This is a genomic window from Photorhabdus namnaonensis (assembly GCF_001684335.1).
Classification (GTDB): domain Bacteria; phylum Pseudomonadota; class Gammaproteobacteria; order Enterobacterales; family Enterobacteriaceae; genus Photorhabdus; species Photorhabdus namnaonensis.
The window spans coordinates 59,843-77,807 of the sequence record NZ_LOIC01000063.1 but is presented as its reverse complement, the minus strand read 5'-3'; the positions used below and the strand labels follow the sequence as shown (position 1 = coordinate 77,807).

Annotated in this window: 18 protein-coding genes and 1 tRNA gene; 5 read left to right on the top strand and 14 right to left on the bottom strand. The window is 46.7% G+C overall.

Annotation, left to right across the window (positions count from 1 at the left end; all coding sequences use genetic code 11):
* Window positions 1-39: 39 nt before the first annotated feature.
* Window positions 40-1,053: a tRNA (adenosine(37)-N6)-threonylcarbamoyltransferase complex transferase subunit TsaD gene (gene tsaD / locus Phpb_RS11460; protein WP_065390445.1), complete on the bottom strand. Its 1,014-nt coding sequence runs from the start codon at window positions 1,051-1,053 to the stop codon at window positions 40-42.
* Window positions 1,054-1,347: 294 nt separating this feature from the next.
* Here tsaD and rpsU point away from each other — a divergent pair, with 294 nt between their 5' ends.
* The 5 genes from rpsU (at window position 1,348) to Phpb_RS11435 (ending at window position 7,093) form a co-directional block, all read left to right on the top strand.
* On the top strand, window positions 1,348-1,563 hold the full coding sequence (rpsU, locus tag Phpb_RS11455) for a 30S ribosomal protein S21 (protein WP_001144069.1): 216 nt from the start codon (window positions 1,348-1,350) through the stop codon (window positions 1,561-1,563).
* Between the two features lie 120 nt (window positions 1,564-1,683).
* Window positions 1,684-3,429: a DNA primase gene (dnaG, locus tag Phpb_RS11450; RefSeq protein ID WP_065390444.1), complete on the top strand. Its 1,746-nt coding sequence runs from the start codon at window positions 1,684-1,686 to the stop codon at window positions 3,427-3,429.
* Between the two features lie 170 nt (window positions 3,430-3,599).
* Window positions 3,600-5,447: an RNA polymerase sigma factor RpoD gene (gene rpoD / locus Phpb_RS11445; protein WP_065390443.1), complete on the top strand. Its 1,848-nt coding sequence runs from the start codon at window positions 3,600-3,602 to the stop codon at window positions 5,445-5,447.
* 469 nt (window positions 5,448-5,916) lie between these two features.
* Window positions 5,917-5,993, top strand: a tRNA-Ile gene (locus tag Phpb_RS11440).
* Between the two features lie 830 nt (window positions 5,994-6,823).
* A complete protein-coding gene (locus Phpb_RS11435) occupies window positions 6,824-7,093 on the top strand; it encodes a helix-turn-helix domain-containing protein (protein ID WP_065390442.1) in 270 nt (89 codons plus the stop codon).
* Between the two features lie 368 nt (window positions 7,094-7,461).
* On the opposite strand, the gene Phpb_RS11430 is transcribed toward Phpb_RS11435, so the two are convergent.
* The 13 genes from Phpb_RS11430 to Phpb_RS26030 all read right to left on the bottom strand — a co-directional run bounded on the left by Phpb_RS11430 (window position 7,462) and on the right by Phpb_RS26030 (window position 17,939).
* Entirely contained in the window at window positions 7,462-7,872 is a 411-nt protein-coding gene (locus tag Phpb_RS11430; protein WP_036808644.1) for a type II toxin-antitoxin system HicB family antitoxin, read from the bottom strand.
* 53 nt (window positions 7,873-7,925) lie between these two features.
* Window positions 7,926-8,099 carry a type II toxin-antitoxin system HicA family toxin gene (locus tag Phpb_RS11425; protein ID WP_011147672.1) on the bottom strand — a complete coding sequence of 58 codons (174 nt, stop codon included), beginning with the start codon at window positions 8,097-8,099 and terminating at the stop codon, window positions 7,926-7,928.
* A gap of 119 nt (window positions 8,100-8,218) precedes the next feature.
* On the bottom strand, window positions 8,219-9,868 hold the full coding sequence (locus Phpb_RS11420; protein WP_065390441.1) for a type VI secretion system Vgr family protein: 1,650 nt from the start codon (window positions 9,866-9,868) through the stop codon (window positions 8,219-8,221).
* A complete protein-coding gene (locus Phpb_RS11415; RefSeq protein WP_065390440.1) occupies window positions 9,868-10,410 on the bottom strand; it encodes a baseplate complex protein in 543 nt (180 codons plus the stop codon). The genes Phpb_RS11420 and Phpb_RS11415 overlap by 1 nt, the downstream gene beginning before the upstream one ends.
* Window positions 10,382-11,110: a hypothetical protein gene (locus Phpb_RS11410; RefSeq protein WP_065390439.1), complete on the bottom strand. Its 729-nt coding sequence runs from the start codon at window positions 11,108-11,110 to the stop codon at window positions 10,382-10,384. Before Phpb_RS11410 ends, Phpb_RS11415 begins: the two co-directional genes overlap by 29 nt.
* Window positions 11,110-11,730 carry a tail fiber assembly protein gene (locus Phpb_RS11405; protein ID WP_065390438.1) on the bottom strand — a complete coding sequence of 207 codons (621 nt, stop codon included), beginning with the start codon at window positions 11,728-11,730 and terminating at the stop codon, window positions 11,110-11,112. The genes Phpb_RS11410 and Phpb_RS11405 overlap by 1 nt, the downstream gene beginning before the upstream one ends.
* Window positions 11,730-13,151: a hypothetical protein gene (locus tag Phpb_RS11400; protein WP_240492527.1), complete on the bottom strand. Its 1,422-nt coding sequence runs from the start codon at window positions 13,149-13,151 to the stop codon at window positions 11,730-11,732. Before Phpb_RS11400 ends, Phpb_RS11405 begins: the two co-directional genes overlap by 1 nt.
* Window positions 13,093-13,539 carry a phage tail-collar fiber domain-containing protein gene (locus Phpb_RS26815; RefSeq protein WP_065390436.1) on the bottom strand — a complete coding sequence of 149 codons (447 nt, stop codon included), beginning with the start codon at window positions 13,537-13,539 and terminating at the stop codon, window positions 13,093-13,095. Before Phpb_RS26815 ends, Phpb_RS11400 begins: the two co-directional genes overlap by 59 nt.
* A gap of 9 nt (window positions 13,540-13,548) precedes the next feature.
* A complete protein-coding gene (locus tag Phpb_RS11390) occupies window positions 13,549-14,205 on the bottom strand; it encodes a phage tail protein (RefSeq protein ID WP_065390435.1) in 657 nt (218 codons plus the stop codon).
* Window positions 14,198-15,382, bottom strand: a complete 1,185-nt coding sequence (locus tag Phpb_RS11385) for a baseplate J/gp47 family protein (RefSeq protein WP_109396625.1) — start codon at window positions 15,380-15,382, stop codon at window positions 14,198-14,200. Before Phpb_RS11385 ends, Phpb_RS11390 begins: the two co-directional genes overlap by 8 nt.
* Window positions 15,360-15,707 carry a DUF2590 family protein gene (locus Phpb_RS11380; protein ID WP_065390434.1) on the bottom strand — a complete coding sequence of 116 codons (348 nt, stop codon included), beginning with the start codon at window positions 15,705-15,707 and terminating at the stop codon, window positions 15,360-15,362. The genes Phpb_RS11385 and Phpb_RS11380 overlap by 23 nt, the downstream gene beginning before the upstream one ends.
* Window positions 15,700-17,802, bottom strand: coding sequence for a phage tail tape measure protein (locus tag Phpb_RS11375; protein WP_065390433.1), 2,103 nt, complete (start codon window positions 17,800-17,802; stop codon window positions 15,700-15,702). The genes Phpb_RS11380 and Phpb_RS11375 overlap by 8 nt, the downstream gene beginning before the upstream one ends.
* Window positions 17,799-17,939, bottom strand: coding sequence for a DUF6890 family protein (locus tag Phpb_RS26030; protein WP_158537808.1), 141 nt, complete (start codon window positions 17,937-17,939; stop codon window positions 17,799-17,801). Before Phpb_RS26030 ends, Phpb_RS11375 begins: the two co-directional genes overlap by 4 nt.
* Between the last annotated feature and the right edge of the window lie 26 nt (window positions 17,940-17,965).

The window sequence follows — 17,965 nt, the reverse complement described above, 5'->3', positions numbered from 1 at the left end:
TGAGTTACTGGTCTTTTATTTTCATTATATCAAGAAGATTTATAATGCGGATAATTCCGACAGTGGCCAGCGGGCCTTGACTGCCACACCAAGTGAATCACTCACCTCTCCTTTTAGGCGAATCATACCGGCAAGCGCAATCATGGCACCGTTATCTGTACAGAATTCAGGACGCGCATAAAATACTTCACCACCCAATTTTGCCATGACCTCTTCCATCTTGGTGCGCAATGTACGATTGGCGCTGACACCACCTGCCATTACCAATCGCTTGAAACCAGTCTGCTCAAGCGCTCTTTTACATTTAATCGCTAATGTATCAACCACCGCATCTTCAAAAGCACGGGCAATATCCGCTCTAGTCTGCTCATCATCGCTGTTGCTATGAATAGTATTAGCAGCAAAAGTTTTCAATCCTGAAAAACTGAAATCCAGCCCAGGACGATCTGTCATCGGACGAGGAAATACAAAACGCCCAGCCTCTCCTTTCTGAGCCATCCTGGAGAGTACCGGCCCCCCAGGATAATCCAATCCCAGTAACTTAGCGGTTTTATCAAATGCTTCACCGGCGGCATCATCTATTGATTCACCAAGCAGCTCATACTTACCAATACCCGTTACACTAATGAGCTGTGTATGACCACCAGACACCAGCAAAGCCACAAACGGGAATTCAGGGCTGTTATCTTCCAACATCGGAGCTAATAGATGCCCTTCCATATGATGGACAGGAATCGCAGGAACATCCCAGGCAAACGCCAAAGAACGGCCAATCGTCGCCCCTACCAACAACGCACCAACCAGACCAGGACCTGCCGTATAAGCCACCGCATCAATATCTTTACGGGTTAATCCCGCTTCTTTCAAAGCAGCTTGAATCAAAGGTACTGTTTTGCGGATATGGTCACGTGAAGCCAATTCAGGCACGACACCACCGTAATCAGCATGCAGTTTAATCTGACTGTATAATTGATTTGCCAATAAACCGGCTTGGTCGTCATAAATTGCGATTCCGGTTTCATCGCAAGACGTTTCTATACCTAAGACTCGCATTACACTACCTATATTCCACAGAAGAGAGCCAGTTTATCATTAATAAGATAATTTGCGCGGCTTACATGCTGACTATTTTTGCTGCTTAGTCTATAATCAGCCCTCTACGTAAAACTCCTGTGTGGTTATCGTCAATATTACGGAACTGATTTGCAGATCACCGTCGTAATGTTATTGTTTCAATTTGCGGCGGCGCTTTACAAAGCCGTGTTCATTGAAGTAAAATTCCGCACCATTTTAAGATGGCTGGCATCCCACGCCAGCAAGACCGATTTCTATTGAGGTGAGAGGCACATGCCGGTAATTAAAGTACGTGAAAACGAGCCATTCGACGTAGCATTGCGTCGCTTTAAGCGTTCCTGCGAAAAAGCAGGTGTATTAGCAGAAGTTCGCCGTCGTGAATTCTATGAAAAACCAACGACTGAACGTAAACGCGCCAAAGCTTCTGCTGTAAAACGTCACGCTAAAAAGCTGGCTCGTGAAAACGCACGCCGCACTCGTCTGTACTAATCCTTGCGGTTGATCCGCATAGTGATTGAATTTGCAGACAACAGTAGTTGCAGATAAAGGCCGTGCTTTCCGAAAGGGAGCGCGGCTTATTGTCGTTCATCAACAGGCGTAAAAGGGCTTATGGCTGGACGAATTCCGCGCGCATTTATCAATGATTTATTAGCTCGTACCGATATCATCGATCTAATCGATGTTCGTGTGCCACTTAAAAAACAGGGTAAAAATCACCACGCGTGCTGTCCATTTCATAACGAAAAGACACCCTCGTTTACTGTTAATGGCGATAAACAATTTTATCATTGTTTTGGTTGCGGAGCTCACGGCAACGCCATCGATTTTCTGATGAATTACGACAGACTTGAGTTTGTCGAATCCATCGAAGAATTAGCTGCTATGCATGGCCTGGAAGTCCCTTATGAAGCAGGTTCCAGTAGCAGTCAGATAGAACGTCACCAAAGACAAAACCTTTATCAACTGATGGATAAGCTTAACAGCTTCTATCAAAATGTATTAAACACTCCCGCAGCACAACAAGCCCAGCAATATCTGGCTCAGCGTGGGCTTAGTGAAGAAATTATCCACCGTTTCTCGATTGGTTTCGCTCCCGCAGGTTGGGATAACACCTTGAAACGGTTTGCTCATAATGCAGAAGAGCATCAACAATTAAACGACGCCGGAATGCTGGTCGCAAATGATAATGGCCGTACTTATGACCGCTTCCGCGAACGAATAATGTTTCCGATCCGTGACCGCAGAGGGCGCGTGATTGCATTTGGCGGGCGAGTTCTGGGAGATGCACTCCCAAAATATCTCAACTCGCCAGAGACTGAAATTTTCCATAAAGGCCGTCAGCTATACGGCCTCTATGAAGCACAACAAAATCACAGTGACCTTTCACGGTTATTAGTGGTTGAAGGTTATATGGATGTGGTAGCACTAGCGCAGTTTGGTATTGATTATGCTGTTGCCTCACTAGGTACTTCCACTACATCGGAACATATTCAATTACTTTTTCGCGCTACTGATAACGTCATCTGCTGTTACGACGGCGACAGAGCCGGGAGTGATGCGGCATGGCGAGCATTGGAAACAGCGCTACCTTATCTGAATGATGGTAGGCAGTTACGTTTTATGTTTTTGCCTGATGGCGAAGATCCTGATTCACTAGTCCGTAAGGAAGGCCGAAAAGCGTTTGAACAAAGAATGGAACAATCTCATACATTGTCTGAATTTCTGTTTGAATCATTACTGCCACAAGTTGACCTGAGTAGTCCTGAAGGGAAAACAAAACTCAGTTCACTTTCTGTACCATTGATTAACCAGATTCCTGGGGAAACTTTGCGTCTCTATATGAGACAAGAACTTGGCAATATGATAGGCATTCCTGATGCAGTACAGTTGGAACGTTTATTACCGCAGCGTCTGGAAAGTGGGAATAATTATCAGATGCCGCAGCTAAAACCGACAACTATGCGTATACTTATAGGACTGTTGGTACAAAACCCACACTTAGCCGCTTTAGTTCCCCCCCTACAGGGAATTATGCAGGCCAAAATCGCAGGCTTACCATTATTTATGGAGCTTGTGGAGGTTTGTCTTACTCAGCCCGGGCTGACAACTGGACAACTGCTAGAGCAATATCGTAATAATAAATTTAGTAAACAACTTGAAAAATTAGCTACATGGAACGATATACAAGTAGAAGAAATAGCAGAAAATACATTTCGTGACGCATTGGATCATCTCGTTGATTCAGCGTTAGAAGAACGTTTAGACATTCTTATCGCCAGGGCAAGAACTGAAGGCCTGACACCGGAAGAACGCGAAGAAGTTCGCTTGATTAATGAATCCCGTGCCAGAAAGTAAACACTGAATTCACGGCTTAAGTGCCGCATTTGGTAGGGAAATAACCCTACATTTTGCCGCTATAAGTGGGCAGCGGCAATATAACGAAAACGCCCTTAAAAGTTATTGTTGGCAGATTAGTTTCGCCGACCGACACCAACCCAAATACTCTGAAGTGTGGATACCGTCTTATGGAGCAAAACCCGCAGTCACAGCTAAAGCTACTTGTCACCCGTGGTAAGGAGCAAGGCTATCTGACCTATGCTGAGGTCAATGACCATCTGCCGGAAGATATCGTCGATTCCGATCAGATCGAAGATATCATCCAGATGATCAATGACATGGGCATTCAGGTAATGGAAGAAGCACCTGATGCCGATGATCTGATGCTAGCAGAAACCGCTAACGACACAGATGAAGACGCTGTGGAAGCTGCTGCGCAAGTCCTGTCTAGTGTTGAATCTGAAATCGGTCGCACCACCGACCCGGTACGTATGTACATGCGTGAAATGGGTACCGTTGAGCTATTGACCCGGGAAGGTGAAATTGACATTGCTAAACGCATTGAAGATGGCATCAATCAGGTACAGTGCTCCGTTGCTGAATACCCTGAAGCAATCACCTATTTACTGGAACAATATGACCGTGTGGAAGCAGGTGAAGCTCGCCTGTCAGATCTCATTACCGGTTTCGTTGACCCAAACGCAGAAGAAGAGCTTGCGCCTACTGCTACTCACGTTGGTTCTGAGCTTCCACAGGAAGAACTTGATGATGAAGACGACGATGATGAAGACAGTGATGACGATAGTGACAGTGATGATGACAACAGCATCGATCCAGAATTAGCGCGCCAGAAATTCCAAGAACTGCGACAACAGTATGATATTACCCGTCAGGAAATTAAAGATAACGGTCGTAACCATCCAAATACTGCGGCCGAAATTTTAAAACTTTCAGAAGTTTTCAAACAGTTCCGACTGGTGCCAAAGCAGTTTGACTATTTGGTCAACAACATGCGTTCTATGATGGATCGCGTTCGTCTTCAAGAACGCCAAATCATGAAAATGTGTGTTGAGCAGTGCAAAATGCCGAAGAAGAACTTCATCACGCTGTTCTCCGGTAATGAAACCAGCGACATTTGGTTTACTGCTGCAAAAGCAATGAACAAACCGTGGTCTGAAAAACTACTTGAAGTGGAAGAAGAAGTACAGCGCAGCCTGCAAAAACTTCGTCAGATTGAAGAAGAAACTGGTTTAACCATTGAACAGGTAAAAGATATCAACCGTCGTATGTCCATCGGTGAAGCAAAAGCTCGCCGAGCGAAAAAAGAGATGGTTGAAGCCAACTTACGTTTGGTTATTTCAATTGCCAAAAAATACACCAACCGTGGCCTGCAATTCTTGGATCTAATTCAAGAAGGCAACATTGGCCTGATGAAAGCGGTTGATAAATTTGAATATCGTCGTGGTTACAAGTTTTCAACTTACGCCACATGGTGGATACGTCAGGCAATTACACGTTCGATTGCCGACCAGGCTCGTACCATTCGTATACCCGTTCATATGATTGAGACAATCAACAAACTCAATCGAATTTCCCGTCAAATGTTGCAGGAGATGGGACGTGAACCAACGCCGGAAGAGCTGGCAGAACGAATGTTGATGCCGGAAGACAAGATCCGTAAGGTACTAAAAATAGCCAAAGAACCTATCTCAATGGAAACGCCAATTGGTGATGATGAAGATTCACATTTAGGTGATTTTATTGAAGATACAACGCTGGAACTGCCGCTGGATTCTGCAACCTCAGAGAGCCTGCGTTCAGCTACCCACGATGTTTTAGCGGGTCTGACCGCGCGTGAAGCAAAAGTACTGCGTATGCGTTTTGGTATTGATATGAATACTGACCATACGTTGGAAGAAGTTGGTAAACAGTTTGACGTTACCCGTGAACGTATCCGCCAGATCGAGGCGAAAGCACTACGTAAACTACGTCACCCAAGCCGTTCTGAAGTTCTACGCAGCTTCCTTGATGAATAATTGGAAATTTTATTCATTCTGACTAAAAAGCGTCTGCTTCGGTAGACGCTTTTGTCTTTTATATTGGAGATACTTTTTAAATCCTATGACAATGTGGTGTTTACGCAGAAATATCATCACAGGTTCTCTGATATCACTCAACTAACACTCTCTCCAGCCGATAGATAAAAAAGTCGTTTTCCATTTGGTGATTAAAGAGGGATGAAAGGGATATAGTTATCATTCAAATAATCATGTATAAAATATCTTTTCATCGGAATAATTAATATAACCAGATGACTCAAAATCGCTTCTGAAAAATTAATTCAGTGACGGATAAAAACGTTAAATAGGCTATAAAAACAACTAACATATATCACTCCCCGTTTTCACTACTTACTAAAAACGCAATTTTGAACATAAAACGATCATACGAATTTACAAAGCTAGACCGCGAGCAAAACTGTACGTATAATCCTTTCCATCCAACGGCCCCTTAGCTCAGTTGGTCAGAGCAGGCGACTCATAATCGCTTGGTCACTGGTTCAAGTCCAGTAGGGGCCACCAGATTTTCTCTGTAAAAACAGATAGATAGACCACTCAAGCCAGAGTGGTTTTTTTATGTCTTTTAACCAGTGTCCCCTTTTTGTCCCCTGAGAAAATTTTTATGTCTCTGTTGTGCCATTATTCATACACAAGGAAGATTATTTTTTGACCGAACGAACCAAACGCGAAAAAAATTTTCTGCCAATGAAAATATATTTACTTAACTTAGTCGATTTCAATTTTCTAATAGCCACGAGACCGCGCTAGTACTGTGTTTTGAAATTTCCTTCGGCTTATCTTCGTGATCTTACTTCTTACGTAAAATAGAAATATTTCCTTACTATCATTGTGTTAACCTTTCTGCCGTGATCCTTCCTGGATCTACAAACTGAAATTTCCTGAAAATCTTTTCAATCATTTCAGTTTACGGCTTCTCTCGCACTGCCAATGCTGGCGCAGTCTGGCTGTTTGCCTTGTAGGATTTTAAAACTGAAAAATTTTTTTGATCCAAAACGTGCAGGCGGGTGCGGTGTAGTGCCGTTTTCGCCATAAGTTCATTTATTTCGTCATAAGCGCAGTGAGACAAACCGTCACTAAGGTATTTATTTGATTCTTGAGTCAGATAATACAATCGGTTAAAGTAGTATCGCCATCGGCAAAATCCGATGGCCAAGGGGTCGCAGCCTTGAGATTCATCAACACTGGTAAAGATTGTTTACCAGTGTGCCTGCTATCGCACCTTATATGGCGGTTCAGGCAGGGGAGACTAACGTCTCGCTGGTTGATGAATCCCAGTACTGCGAACCCTGTTTGAATCGCCACCACCAAAGAGGAAAGAGGTAAGCAGGAATATGAAAAAAGACTGGCATACCGCCGATATTATCGCTGCGATACGTAAGAAGAATAAAACGCTGGCATCATTATCCAGAGAGCACGGTTTAAGTTCTTCAACATTAGCAAATGCTTTAACGCGCCCCTGGCCTAAAGGGGAATTACTGATTGCTCAGGAAATTGGTGTTACACCTGCTGAGATATGGCCCAGTCGGTATTTTGACGAAAATAAGCAGCCTATCAAACGAATCATCCGAAATGATTTACCAAACAATTCTGATATCACATAAGTTATTTCTATATCCGAAAAAGTAACGACAACTTTTAAATCACTAAGCTAATATAACACGCTGAATTATCAGTTTTTTATTACACTTATTGCCCATTCTTTTAATATCAGAATTGTATTCATAGCTCTATGAAGATGTAAAACAGCCCGCATATTTTGCGGGCGAGATAATTAATCAATAATGTGTTTCAAACTATCAGAACACGAACCCGTAGCGTTGATTGATACCGCATTATTAACCTAGTACGCGCATTATTAACCTGGTACGTATTGGTTTGATTGATAACAGTGCTGTGTGCATCTGGTTGCAGTTTATCAGGATATAAAAAAGGCCACGTATTAACGCAGCCTGTTAATTAATGGTGATTTTCATTCAATGGACAAAGTTAACTGATGTCCGATAGCCGATGCGACCTTACCCACCGTATCAATTTTAGTTGAGTGCCGTAAATCAAAGATACGGGTCACTTCCTGCTTTTTCACCCCCATACGGTTGGCTAATTCAATTTGCGTTAACTTGGAATCAAGAAACGCATTGAGCATAAGCACCTTAGAGGCCACGCTTAAGGGCACATCAACATAATCCTGCCCTACGGGGCCAGGAAGCGGGATTTTTTCATTATCTTCGAAGTAAAATTCAAAAGCGGTTATTAGCGCATCGAGTGCCATCTCTAGCGCCTCTTCCCGTGTATCCCCCTGGGTTAAAGCTTCGGGGATATCCGGGAATGAGACGAAATAACCGCCCTCTTCTACTGGCTCTAGTGTGACTGGATATCGCATATTTTTAATGATGAACCTGTGCGAGAACCCGCCCCTTGCGAGGCGGGTTTTTATCACAATCCTAATTGCTTAATGATTGCTTTCCTCAGCGGCTCTTTGATCTCTTGGCTAGGGTGTCTCGGCATAATGCTTCGTTTCCCCTGGTATCTCAGTTTCAGATGGTTTGTCCCATTTGAAACTTCGACGCCTTGAGCTTCCAGCCACCGTCTAAACTCGCTTTGCTTCACCACTCCTCCATTCTGTTGAACACACAAACACAGTAAACATTTATGCTTACCATGTCAACACTTTTGTTTACCACATAGAAAAGGTAAAAATAAACCCTACCGAAGAGAGGCCAATCAATCTAGCCAATCACAGGCGAATACTTCTGTTTCAATCCATCGGATTTATAGGCCGTGTTCCTTATCACGCTGGCGTTCTCCGGCGTACCTGTATTGTGGTGCGTATGGGCGGCAGTCTGTTCCGCCAGTGCTTTAACCACATCCAACGTCTCTAACATCAAGGTCATGACATTGATTTGCTGGCTGCCCACCCAAACCACGGGCGCGACGATTTCTTGCCTAGCTCCGGCGATACTCTGCTTAAGCAGACCAATCTTCTCTATCAGCTTTTGCCCGACCTCGATATTGGCCTCTTTCCCTACGCTGGCAACGAAATTTGATGAGGTCGCCATACTATAGTCACCGTCTGCGATTTGCTGGACAGCGCCCGCCAATAGCGTAGACGTGCCCAAAACCGTGGTTTTATCCGTGGCCTGTATCGTGGTTTCCCGTGCGACTACGGTACGCGTTTCCGTGTCTGCCCTGACTTCACGGTGCATGGACGATTCACTAATGGTCTGGTCAGTCTGACGAATCCAGTTCCCTTCCTGAGTTACCCTCTGCGAAACTTCCGCCCGCTGTTGCTGTAATTGTTCGCCTGGCTTGATATCGGGCAAGGTATTGCCCTGGCTTAATGTCTGCCGGATAAAGGGCTTATCCGGCCTGCCTGCCTCAAAAGCGATTTCAACCACCGTTCCGACTGGCGGATATTGAAACATACCGGATTCACTGCCCGCCATCGGCAAAGGCAGCGGGACCGCGTGGTAAACAGGGACAACGGCATCCTGACCGTCACCAGCCAATAATTGCACATCAACCGCATAGCGTGGCCGGAATGGATCGGAAATATCACCGCTAGCCGTGCTTTCGGTATGTGCCTCAATGCGGGCAAATTTGGGTAAATGCAGCCCTGCCGATAATTCGGGATAGGCGGCATCAATCTGACACTGCATTGGTGTTCTGGTCTGCGACTGACCGGTCAGTTTGTTGGCGGCTTCCCATGTAATGACCATGTTTGCATTGCTCAGATTGACTTTGTTCAGCCGGTACTGGTTGATCACCACGCCAGGGCGCAACGATGGGATCATGGGAATGGTCATCGCATTGCCTGCGGACTGGCGCTGGCTAAATTCATTGGGGATCTCTACCGGTTTCCCCGCAAACATCGAATGCGCCCCGCTGCCCACATAAACCGAACCATCCGGCAATTGATGCCAGAGATAATCCTCAATCGAAAAAACCTGCCCAAGATTAGCCAGCAACTGATAGCCGGTACCATGATGGGTAAAATGCGGGATGGGTGTCTCCGTATAAGGGGCATCCGGCAATGTGAAGGTCAGTCCGCTGTGCTCCTGCAACCAGTCCACAATCTGGCTCAGTGTTGGATGCTGAAATGAACACGGCCATAATCGGTCAAACACGCCGACCAGCTCACGCACAAACAAACGCTGATAACCGTTTTGGGCTGGCTGTGAGCGTTCCACATAGCCCGTAAACCAGCGTAATACCAAATCCGTGTAACCCACGTCCAGCCGCACCAGTTTTCCGGTGTAATCGGATGTCGTTTCCGCCGTGATAAAGCCACGGCCACAGGATGCCAGTTCCAGCATAATATTGGCGTCAACCAGGTGAATTTCATCACCGGAAAGATAGAGCCGGTTAATCGGTGTCATTATTTAGCGGGGCCTATTTTGTCATTAATCGGTTTCAATACTTTGCTTTCAAACCAGCTCAATTTTTCCGGTGCTTCCTTGGCGGTAGCACTTCTTTGCGTTGTCTGTGTCTGTTTCTTAGTCTGTACCTTGTCGGCAACGCGGGCGTCCCGTTTTTCGGCAACGGATAAATGTTCACGCAAAGTAAATGTGACCTGCCATGCCTGTTTACCGTCGATTTTGCTGGCATCAATGGTATGGGTGAATGTCCCGATACGAAAATTGATAGCCTGCGCGGTGAGGTTGGCGACACGGTAGCGTTTCAGATTTCCCTTATCTTTGGCCTCCGCCAGTGCAAACAGGCGTGACAGCGTTTTTTGCTCAGTAAAAGGAATGATCCCCGTAACACGTAACTCCTTGGGCTTAATGCCTTGCTCCGCTACGGCGGTACTGGATGACTGGCCGCTTTGGTCTGTGTCCTGAAACATCACCGATGGGGTTACGGTCAGACTTTTTAATGGGATGGCCTCGCCATCAAGGGCCAGTGTGATAATTTGGCTCATTGTGTAGCATCCTTTCTAATGCGCGAATATCGTCCCCGGCAAATAATGTCGCCAGCGTGTAAACGGTGTCCTGTTCGGGGATATCCTGACGCAGTTTTTCGGCCAATAATGCGCCATTCCCTTTCCCTGAGAATGTCCAGACACGGGCCGATTTGCTCCTGACGTCATTCAAAGCGACTGTAACTTGTTGTAAGGCGTTCTGTCTTACCGTGGTGAAGTTTGTTAATTGTGATTTCAATCCCGCAATGCTGCTGCCGGCGCTAACCTGTGTTTTAGCCTGCTCAATCAATTGCGCATTCACGGCCATGCGGCTGGCTGATGTTGAAAATGGTTGCAACGGAGGCAAACCGCTGCCCGGTTTCCCAGGCAATTGCATTTTAGTACTCGCCAGACGTTCCGCTGTCTTTGCCATACGGGTAACCTGAGAAAATACAGGCAACGGCAGCACCGCTGAAAATTGGGTTAAATGCTGGATAAATTCATTATGCGTCTTCGCGCAGATCATGAGTACCACGGCGCTCATGTTTCCCGTTCCCCGGATTTTATTTGCCAGATAATTGATGGCGTTTGCCGGACTCAGGTAGTGACCGCTGTCCGCTTTCTGCCCGATACCGTATACCAACGGATGAACGGACAACATCGAGCAATGCATCCCCGTCATATTCGGGGAGATGCGCATCAATTTCCGTTGCCAATTCATCACGCAGGTTGCTCAGGCCAGTTGATATCGGGGGCAGTTGAAAGATCTACTCTGTTCACCCGCACACGATATTTTTTCCATTCCACGAGCGCTGATTTTTCGGCATCAGTGGCGATATCCAGATCAATGGCATCCTGTAAAGGTTTAATTGCCGCATCGGCCTGCTGCTGTAGAGCGATTTTTTGCTGTTCAGCCTGTTCAATTTGATGAGATTTTAGGGCTGATTTATCTGTGACCCATTGCTTATTCTCCCACTTATCAAAGGGGGTTTGGGGTGATTGCAGGGTGAGATTATCTGGCAACACGCCGATAGCGGTAATATTGATCGGCTGGCCTGTATCGGTTGCATACGCCGTTTTACCCCGATAGTCAGGCACATGTCGCCAGGATTTTTCATCTACACGACGACAAATCGCAACGTCATGCGTGTCAGGTAATTCTGGCGCGTCCAGATACGCATTAGCCGCAACAGAAAATCCCCGTGGCACCAAATCCATATCGGCCCCAATATATTCCCGTGTTTCAGGATGACAACGATAAACCGCAACCCATCCGCTAACAATGGCTAACCCATCCTCATCAAACTGGGCTATTTGAATATCTGCACTATATTTAGTCATTACTTTACCCTCGTAATATAAATCACTGATTTGTTGACAGGTCGGTTTTCATTTGCGGTCGGGACCACTCTCGACGCGTCAAATGTCCATGAAATCACCCCACCACCGGCACCGGCTGCCCGACCGCCAGCCTTATACTGATAGCTGAATGCACCAGAGGCGTTGCTCCCGCTTTCAATAGTGGGCTTACCTAATGATCCCGTGATATTTCTGATAGCATCCCCTTGAACACTCCCTAGCGAACGACCAGAATCTAAACCACGTCCTCTATCCAGACCACGCTTAAATAATCCTCTGTCATCGGGTAATTTCAGGTCGGGAAAAATTTTGGCGAGTTCAGGGTAATCTGCCGCACGGAATGCGCGTCCCTCATTGGGTTCATATCCGGCGGGTATCGGCGCAGTCGAATGCCATTCGATAGTGGCGCCAATAGGGACACCAACCGTAATTTTTTGCTCTACAGCACCGTTAGCATTGAGAAATCTGGTGTGCAACTGTGCATCGGCATCAATCCAAATTTGCCCCGTGTCACCCCCTACACCAATACTCACCCCTTTGGCCCATCCCTTTTCCCGACCACAAGAAAATGGCCCTGAATAATGCCTGCCGGGTAGCTCAGTCATATAGGTAGTCTGGTGATAGGCACCAACATCACCCGCCATCAAATTGATATCAGACGATAGAGATTTCCCGTTAATTCTCCTGTCATTCGGTACAGCATTCATTGCCCGTTCGACGGTTTCCACTAAGCCGATGTTTTTGACAAATTCATTTTTATTGGGAATATCTGCGCCGTTCTGGTTTTTAGCCAGGCGACTATCGGCGTTTTCACTAACAACGGTTAATGCTGCATGAGTGGCATAGTCCCCTTTCGGCTGTTTCCCATGCAGACCGCTTTCCAATGCCTGCTGGGTCGCATATTCCCGTTTCACGCTATCAATCTCTTGATGAATGGCGGAAATATCACGGTCATTTAATGACCCCTTAATGCGCAAATCCATCACATCACCGTGACCATCAACACCCGCAACCGCAAAGACATAATGCGGATACCCTGCCGCATCGATGTAGTTTTTAAGATCATTGGCGGCGGTGATATGAACGACGGTTTTCCACTGGCTGACCACATTACCTTGATAGCTAAAATCCGCATAAACTCGGGTATCGCGCAGGCGGTTAAGTGTTTGGTCAAACGCCAACTCACCCCGCAACCCGCCGATATAAGCCAGCCCCTTTTTGACCGTGTACCGGTCATCACGACGAACCACGGAAAACCCATCACCGAAAAAAGCCGCCTCACCGTAACTGTCAGTATTCATCAGGCGCTGCATTTCATCGATGCCAGATAAACGGGCGGTAAAATCAATCTGCCAGGTTTCCGCCGTCGTCGTAATAGCGGTCTCTTTGGCTGCCCCCTTCAAACTCCAGTAAAAAAGAGCGAGTCAGTACATTTCCCTGTAGTCCGTTCGCGGTCTTAATTTTTTTCTGCGTTGGGGCATGGGTAATCATGCCAATAATGCCAGAAGCCTTATTTATCAGGCCAATCCAGTTAAAATCAAAATGACCGACTTCCGTTCCCAATGTGACACTGTAGGCTACCGCATTTTCGCTAGCTAACCCTGTTTTGTTCACAGCCTGGCGATGCACAATATGACTTTCTGCGGGTAATTTCTCATCACGATTAATGGCAAGAGCGGGATCTAAATCCGGCACATAAGCAAAAACAAACTCATCCAAAACCACGGGCTTTCCCGCCGCGGCCTGCTGCGCTTTCCATTTTTCAAAGTCTACTGTAATTACTGATGCCATATTATTTCCTTATAATGATGCACCGTAAGTCATATTAGGTGCGGTAATCGCCTTTAAACTGGCGCTATCAAAAACGGACTCACCTGACATGTAACCCACTTTTAATCGCAGGAGCGGCGAGGACATGGCCGCGTAATAACAGCAATATTCCACGCCTAAACTGCCCACACGCATAAACAGTTTGTTATTCGTCATCACTTCAAAACGGTAGCGGCGGCAAGTGCGGCCATACTGACGAATGATGCTCATCAGCAAATCAGGGTTTTCAGCGACTTGCCCGTCACTGACACGCAAAATAATCACATCCCACTCTATTGCCGGTTGTCGTTCCCGTACTTCAACATGGCCGACACCTAAACGTTCAAAGATAGCGATAAATCCCGCAACACTGCCCGCCTCTCTGGTATTAATAAACGCGTATTTCACCCGTTTACGAAATAATGTCAGTGGTTCACCGTTAAAGCGCTGGATATCCCGCTGATAGGCCAATATCGGCAGTAATTCCGCCGAACAAGTTTCTGCGTCCAATTGGGCTAACGGCCATGTCAACCAGCGATAAATCATTAACCAGAATTCACGCGCGGCCCAAAGCAGTTTGGCGGGTTCTCCCTTATCCATCCATGACGGCAAGGCCAGCCGCCTGAGTCGTTCCCTGAATTCAGACATTCCTCACCTCAATTATCAGTGATTGCAGCCTGGGCACACTTAAATCACTCAGAATGTCACCCAATGAAAAGGTCAGTGATTCAATCTCGGCAAATTCACGGTGTATTTCTTGTCCCAGGTTGGAAAAGGAAAATCGGGCATACGGCCAGGTTTTTTTCACGTGGTATTCCCTATTTTCCCGAAAGGCGCAGCGGATCAGGTTTTCAACATCCGTTTTTAATGTTGTTACCTGTTCCTGGCTGTAGTTCGCCAAATTTGCCACAAACAGCGTGACCAATAATTCATGGTGCGTTTCGGGCATCGGCAGACACTGCATATCATCCCCATGCCCATGATGCCCCTGATGGGTGATGTAATCGTTCACTGCCTCAATAAAGGGCTGGCTGATGATCCCAGAATCCAGCAACAAATAGGCATTTGCCGTTCCGGCACCACGAGGCGCATCATGCAGGAAAAAAATGCGATCAATGCTCAAACCTGCCACAGCGGCAATCATACCGCAGTAAACTGCATCTGTATGGTAGTTGCCCACCCAGTTATATTGGTTGCGGCAACGGTCGCGCAAATCATCATCGGATTCGGCATCTGCACCGGGCGTCAATAGCCAACCCTCTTCATTCTGTACTCGCTCAATGCCCGACACTGCCACGGGCAGGAGACGAAAATAACCGGGGGCAAGGTTGAAAGCACCGCCTGCGGCTTCTGCTTTGACAGGCAATAAGGCACTGGACACATTGTCGGCCATCACTACGCTTTCCGTGGTGCTGACGCGATAGATTTCGCCATTAATGCGTTCAGTCTGGATCACCGTTCCGGCGGGCACGGTCACCGTTGATGCGCCTGCGGTTTTATAGAAGCGGAGCACACCCTGCGCAGCGGATGCGGGTTTACGTTTCAGGTTGACGCCCCACGCAAACATATCCAACCATGTGCCGGATGCAGTCGCCAAGTACATATTTTTTAAGGTGACATTGATTAACGCCGCTTTCAGCCATAACACAGGGCGCGTTACTATGGTGTTAATCAGCCGCCAAAACGGGGACATCCGCGAGGTGTTGGTCACCAACCCAGCTTCATCGACCACTTTAGCGAATGCCATGCTGATGTCGGTTTCCGTGGTTGGCATCCCGCTATCACGTAAGACCTTTTCATAATCAATCGTCGGTTTCGTTTCCACTGCTCACACTCACGTTAATACGGCCAAAATCATAAGTTTCAGCAGTTATCCATAACTTAATGGGTGATTCTTCATTAATGATGACGGTTCCCGGAATAATCCGCTCATCGTCTTCGACCAGTATGCCTATCTGTGTGTGAATGTCTGCCCGTAGTGTTGGGCTGCGTTCGGCGATAAGTTTCGTTGCCAAGCCACTTTCAAGAATGGCATGTACACAATCCTGACCGATGGAAATACGGTTATGACAGAAACGTGGCTCATTCCCTGAATTGAGTGTGAAATTGCGCTCACTAATGAATAAATCAATATATTTCGGCTCATCCATATGCCACTTGTTCCCATTCCGTTAATTGCTCCGGTGTCATGCCGTTGGAAATATTCAACGTCACATTTTCAATTCGGCGACTGTTATCATTGATGGTCTGTGAATGGGTTGTTATTTCCTTGAGCAGACCATTTTTAGTCATGCCCTGTTTTCTCCCGCCTGTGAGTATCTCCTGCGTTTCAGGGGGGTTAACCCATTTACTTGGCGAAATCCTTTGAGGCAGTCTCTGTAATATCTCACTGGGTTGAGAAATAATTTTCGGGTTATTTCCATCAATACCCATTTCAGGGATCTTCACTTTTCCCACAGGTTCGATGACGGTTTTCTCAATAGCTTGGGTTTCAATATTGATACCGGGAATATTATTTAATTTATCGATAATCCAATGGTAGCTGTCGGAAAAGGAGTTCATCAGCCAATCCCATAAGCCGCCGAAAATATTGCCGATATTCTCCACAATGCCCGCAAAGGTATCCGCCAGTGAAAAACGGCTAAACCCGTTACACAGGTTATTCCAGCCCTCGGCGATCCCGCCCCAAACCGCACTGAATATCCCGCCAACCCATTTCACATACGCCGCCACCATCCTAAAGGCGGTTGTGTTCATCAGGGCCGCTTTGATGGCATCCCAATGCCTGATAAGCAGATAAATGCCAACAGCCAGCAACGCAATAGCAGCAATAATCAGCAAGATCGGCCAGGTCATGAAGCTGAATGAAATACCCGCTAAAAAGGCTGCAATCCTGACAGCCCGCAATACCCCATGTAACACGCGTAATGTGGTGTTCCATGCAATAATAGCCGCGTTATAGAGCCACACCGCCGCCGCTCCCAGTTTCATGACAAGCGTACAGGCCGCCCAAATCCCCTTAAGGCCAATCCAGATAAATTTAGATACGCCCATGACGAGATTGGCGGCAGCCCCCGCAGCGGCAAAACTCAGAATACTGAGAGTGATATAACCGACCCAGCGGGCGATATTCGAAAACAGTTTCAGCCAGCGCACCAGTAATTGACCGGCATTAGCAAGCTTATTGACCAGTGAAGAAATAACCGGGAGCAATGTTGAACCTACGGCAATACGGATATTCTGCCAAATAGCGTGTAACCGCGCCCACGGGTTCGCCATCCGCTCAGCCATTTCGCGAGCACGTTTCAGGCCATCATTGGCCCCTAATGCCGAAATATTCTTACGCAGCATATCCACATTGCCATACAATTGTTTTACGACAATGGCGGAATCGCCAAACGCCTCCTCAATTTCTTTTTGTGCCTTAAGGTTGCCCTCAATACTTTTGCCATATTTGGTCTGTAGCTTTTCCAACATTTCCGGCAGGGTTAGCATATGACCAGAGGCATTAACAAAGCTGATGCTAAGTTTTTTCGCACCCTCAGCGGCATCGGTCAAAAACGATTCATAAACACTACTGGCCTCTGTACCCAATGAACGGTGCAATTCCCCCAATACCGCCAATTGTTCATCAATACCTACCCCGAAATGCGTTCCTGCTGCGCGGGTCCCCTCCATCAAATCCGCGATGTCCTCCATACTGGCGCCAAATGTTTTCGACATGATGATGGCTTTTCCCGCCAGTTCCTCAGCAAACTGAATATTCCCTACGGCTTTAGCATGGCTGGAAAAATTCGAAAACATCTGCCCCATATATTTAGTTGTATCTGCCGCGCTGGATTTCAGGGCGGCGGCGGTGATATGGGTGATGTTAGTTATCTGCGGTAAGTCATTTTGTGACAGTTCGCTAATCTTCTTACTAATTTCCGCCGTTGATTGCACAAATTCAATCGATGACTTGCCATACAATGAACTGAACTTCATGGCATCCGCCGCCACTTTCTCCATCACGCCACTATCAACCCCCTGGAGTGATGCCTCTGTCATCGCATCATCCCATTGAATAGCCGGATCAAGAAACCCCTTAATTGACCAAAATGTCCCCGCTAACCCTGCGCCGCCGATTGCAATTTTTTCAAACGCCGTTTGTGATGCTTTGGCAAACCCAGAAACAGCCGCTTTTGCACTGGCAAGCGGTTGTGTCAGTTTATCAATTAGGCTTAATGTAAAATCTAATTGCCTCATGGTTCACCCTTTAATGCCAATGCAATACCATTCGCGGTGGCGATTCGCATATTTTCCCAATAACGATTATCCAACCAAATTGCACGGGCTAAATTGTCCGTATTATCGTTCTCATTCGGTAAATAATGACGGCGCAATATTAACGCTTGTTCAAACAGGCTGT

Excerpts from the sequence above, each read along its gene's own strand:
- tsaD (WP_065390445.1), bottom strand. The coding sequence starts at position 1,053 with ATGCGAGTCTTAGGTATAGAAACGTCTTGCGATGAAACCGGAATCGCA.
- rpsU (WP_001144069.1), top strand. The coding sequence starts at position 1,348 with ATGCCGGTAATTAAAGTACGTGAAAACGAGCCATTCGACGTAGCATTG.
- dnaG (WP_065390444.1), top strand. The coding sequence starts at position 1,684 with ATGGCTGGACGAATTCCGCGCGCATTTATCAATGATTTATTAGCTCGT.
- rpoD (WP_065390443.1), top strand. The coding sequence starts at position 3,600 with ATGGAGCAAAACCCGCAGTCACAGCTAAAGCTACTTGTCACCCGTGGT.
- Phpb_RS11435 (WP_065390442.1), top strand. The coding sequence starts at position 6,824 with ATGAAAAAAGACTGGCATACCGCCGATATTATCGCTGCGATACGTAAG.
- Phpb_RS11430 (WP_036808644.1), bottom strand. The coding sequence starts at position 7,872 with ATGCGATATCCAGTCACACTAGAGCCAGTAGAAGAGGGCGGTTATTTC.
- Phpb_RS11420 (WP_065390441.1), bottom strand. The coding sequence starts at position 9,868 with ATGACACCGATTAACCGGCTCTATCTTTCCGGTGATGAAATTCACCTG.
- Phpb_RS11415 (WP_065390440.1), bottom strand. The coding sequence starts at position 10,410 with ATGAGCCAAATTATCACACTGGCCCTTGATGGCGAGGCCATCCCATTA.
- Phpb_RS11410 (WP_065390439.1), bottom strand. The coding sequence starts at position 11,110 with ATGAATTGGCAACGGAAATTGATGCGCATCTCCCCGAATATGACGGGG.
- Phpb_RS11405 (WP_065390438.1), bottom strand. The coding sequence starts at position 11,730 with ATGACTAAATATAGTGCAGATATTCAAATAGCCCAGTTTGATGAGGAT.
- Phpb_RS26815 (WP_065390436.1), bottom strand. The coding sequence starts at position 13,539 with ATGGCATCAGTAATTACAGTAGACTTTGAAAAATGGAAAGCGCAGCAG.
- Phpb_RS11390 (WP_065390435.1), bottom strand. The coding sequence starts at position 14,205 with ATGTCTGAATTCAGGGAACGACTCAGGCGGCTGGCCTTGCCGTCATGG.
- Phpb_RS11380 (WP_065390434.1), bottom strand. The coding sequence starts at position 15,707 with ATGGATGAGCCGAAATATATTGATTTATTCATTAGTGAGCGCAATTTC.
- Phpb_RS11375 (WP_065390433.1), bottom strand. The coding sequence starts at position 17,802 with ATGAGGCAATTAGATTTTACATTAAGCCTAATTGATAAACTGACACAA.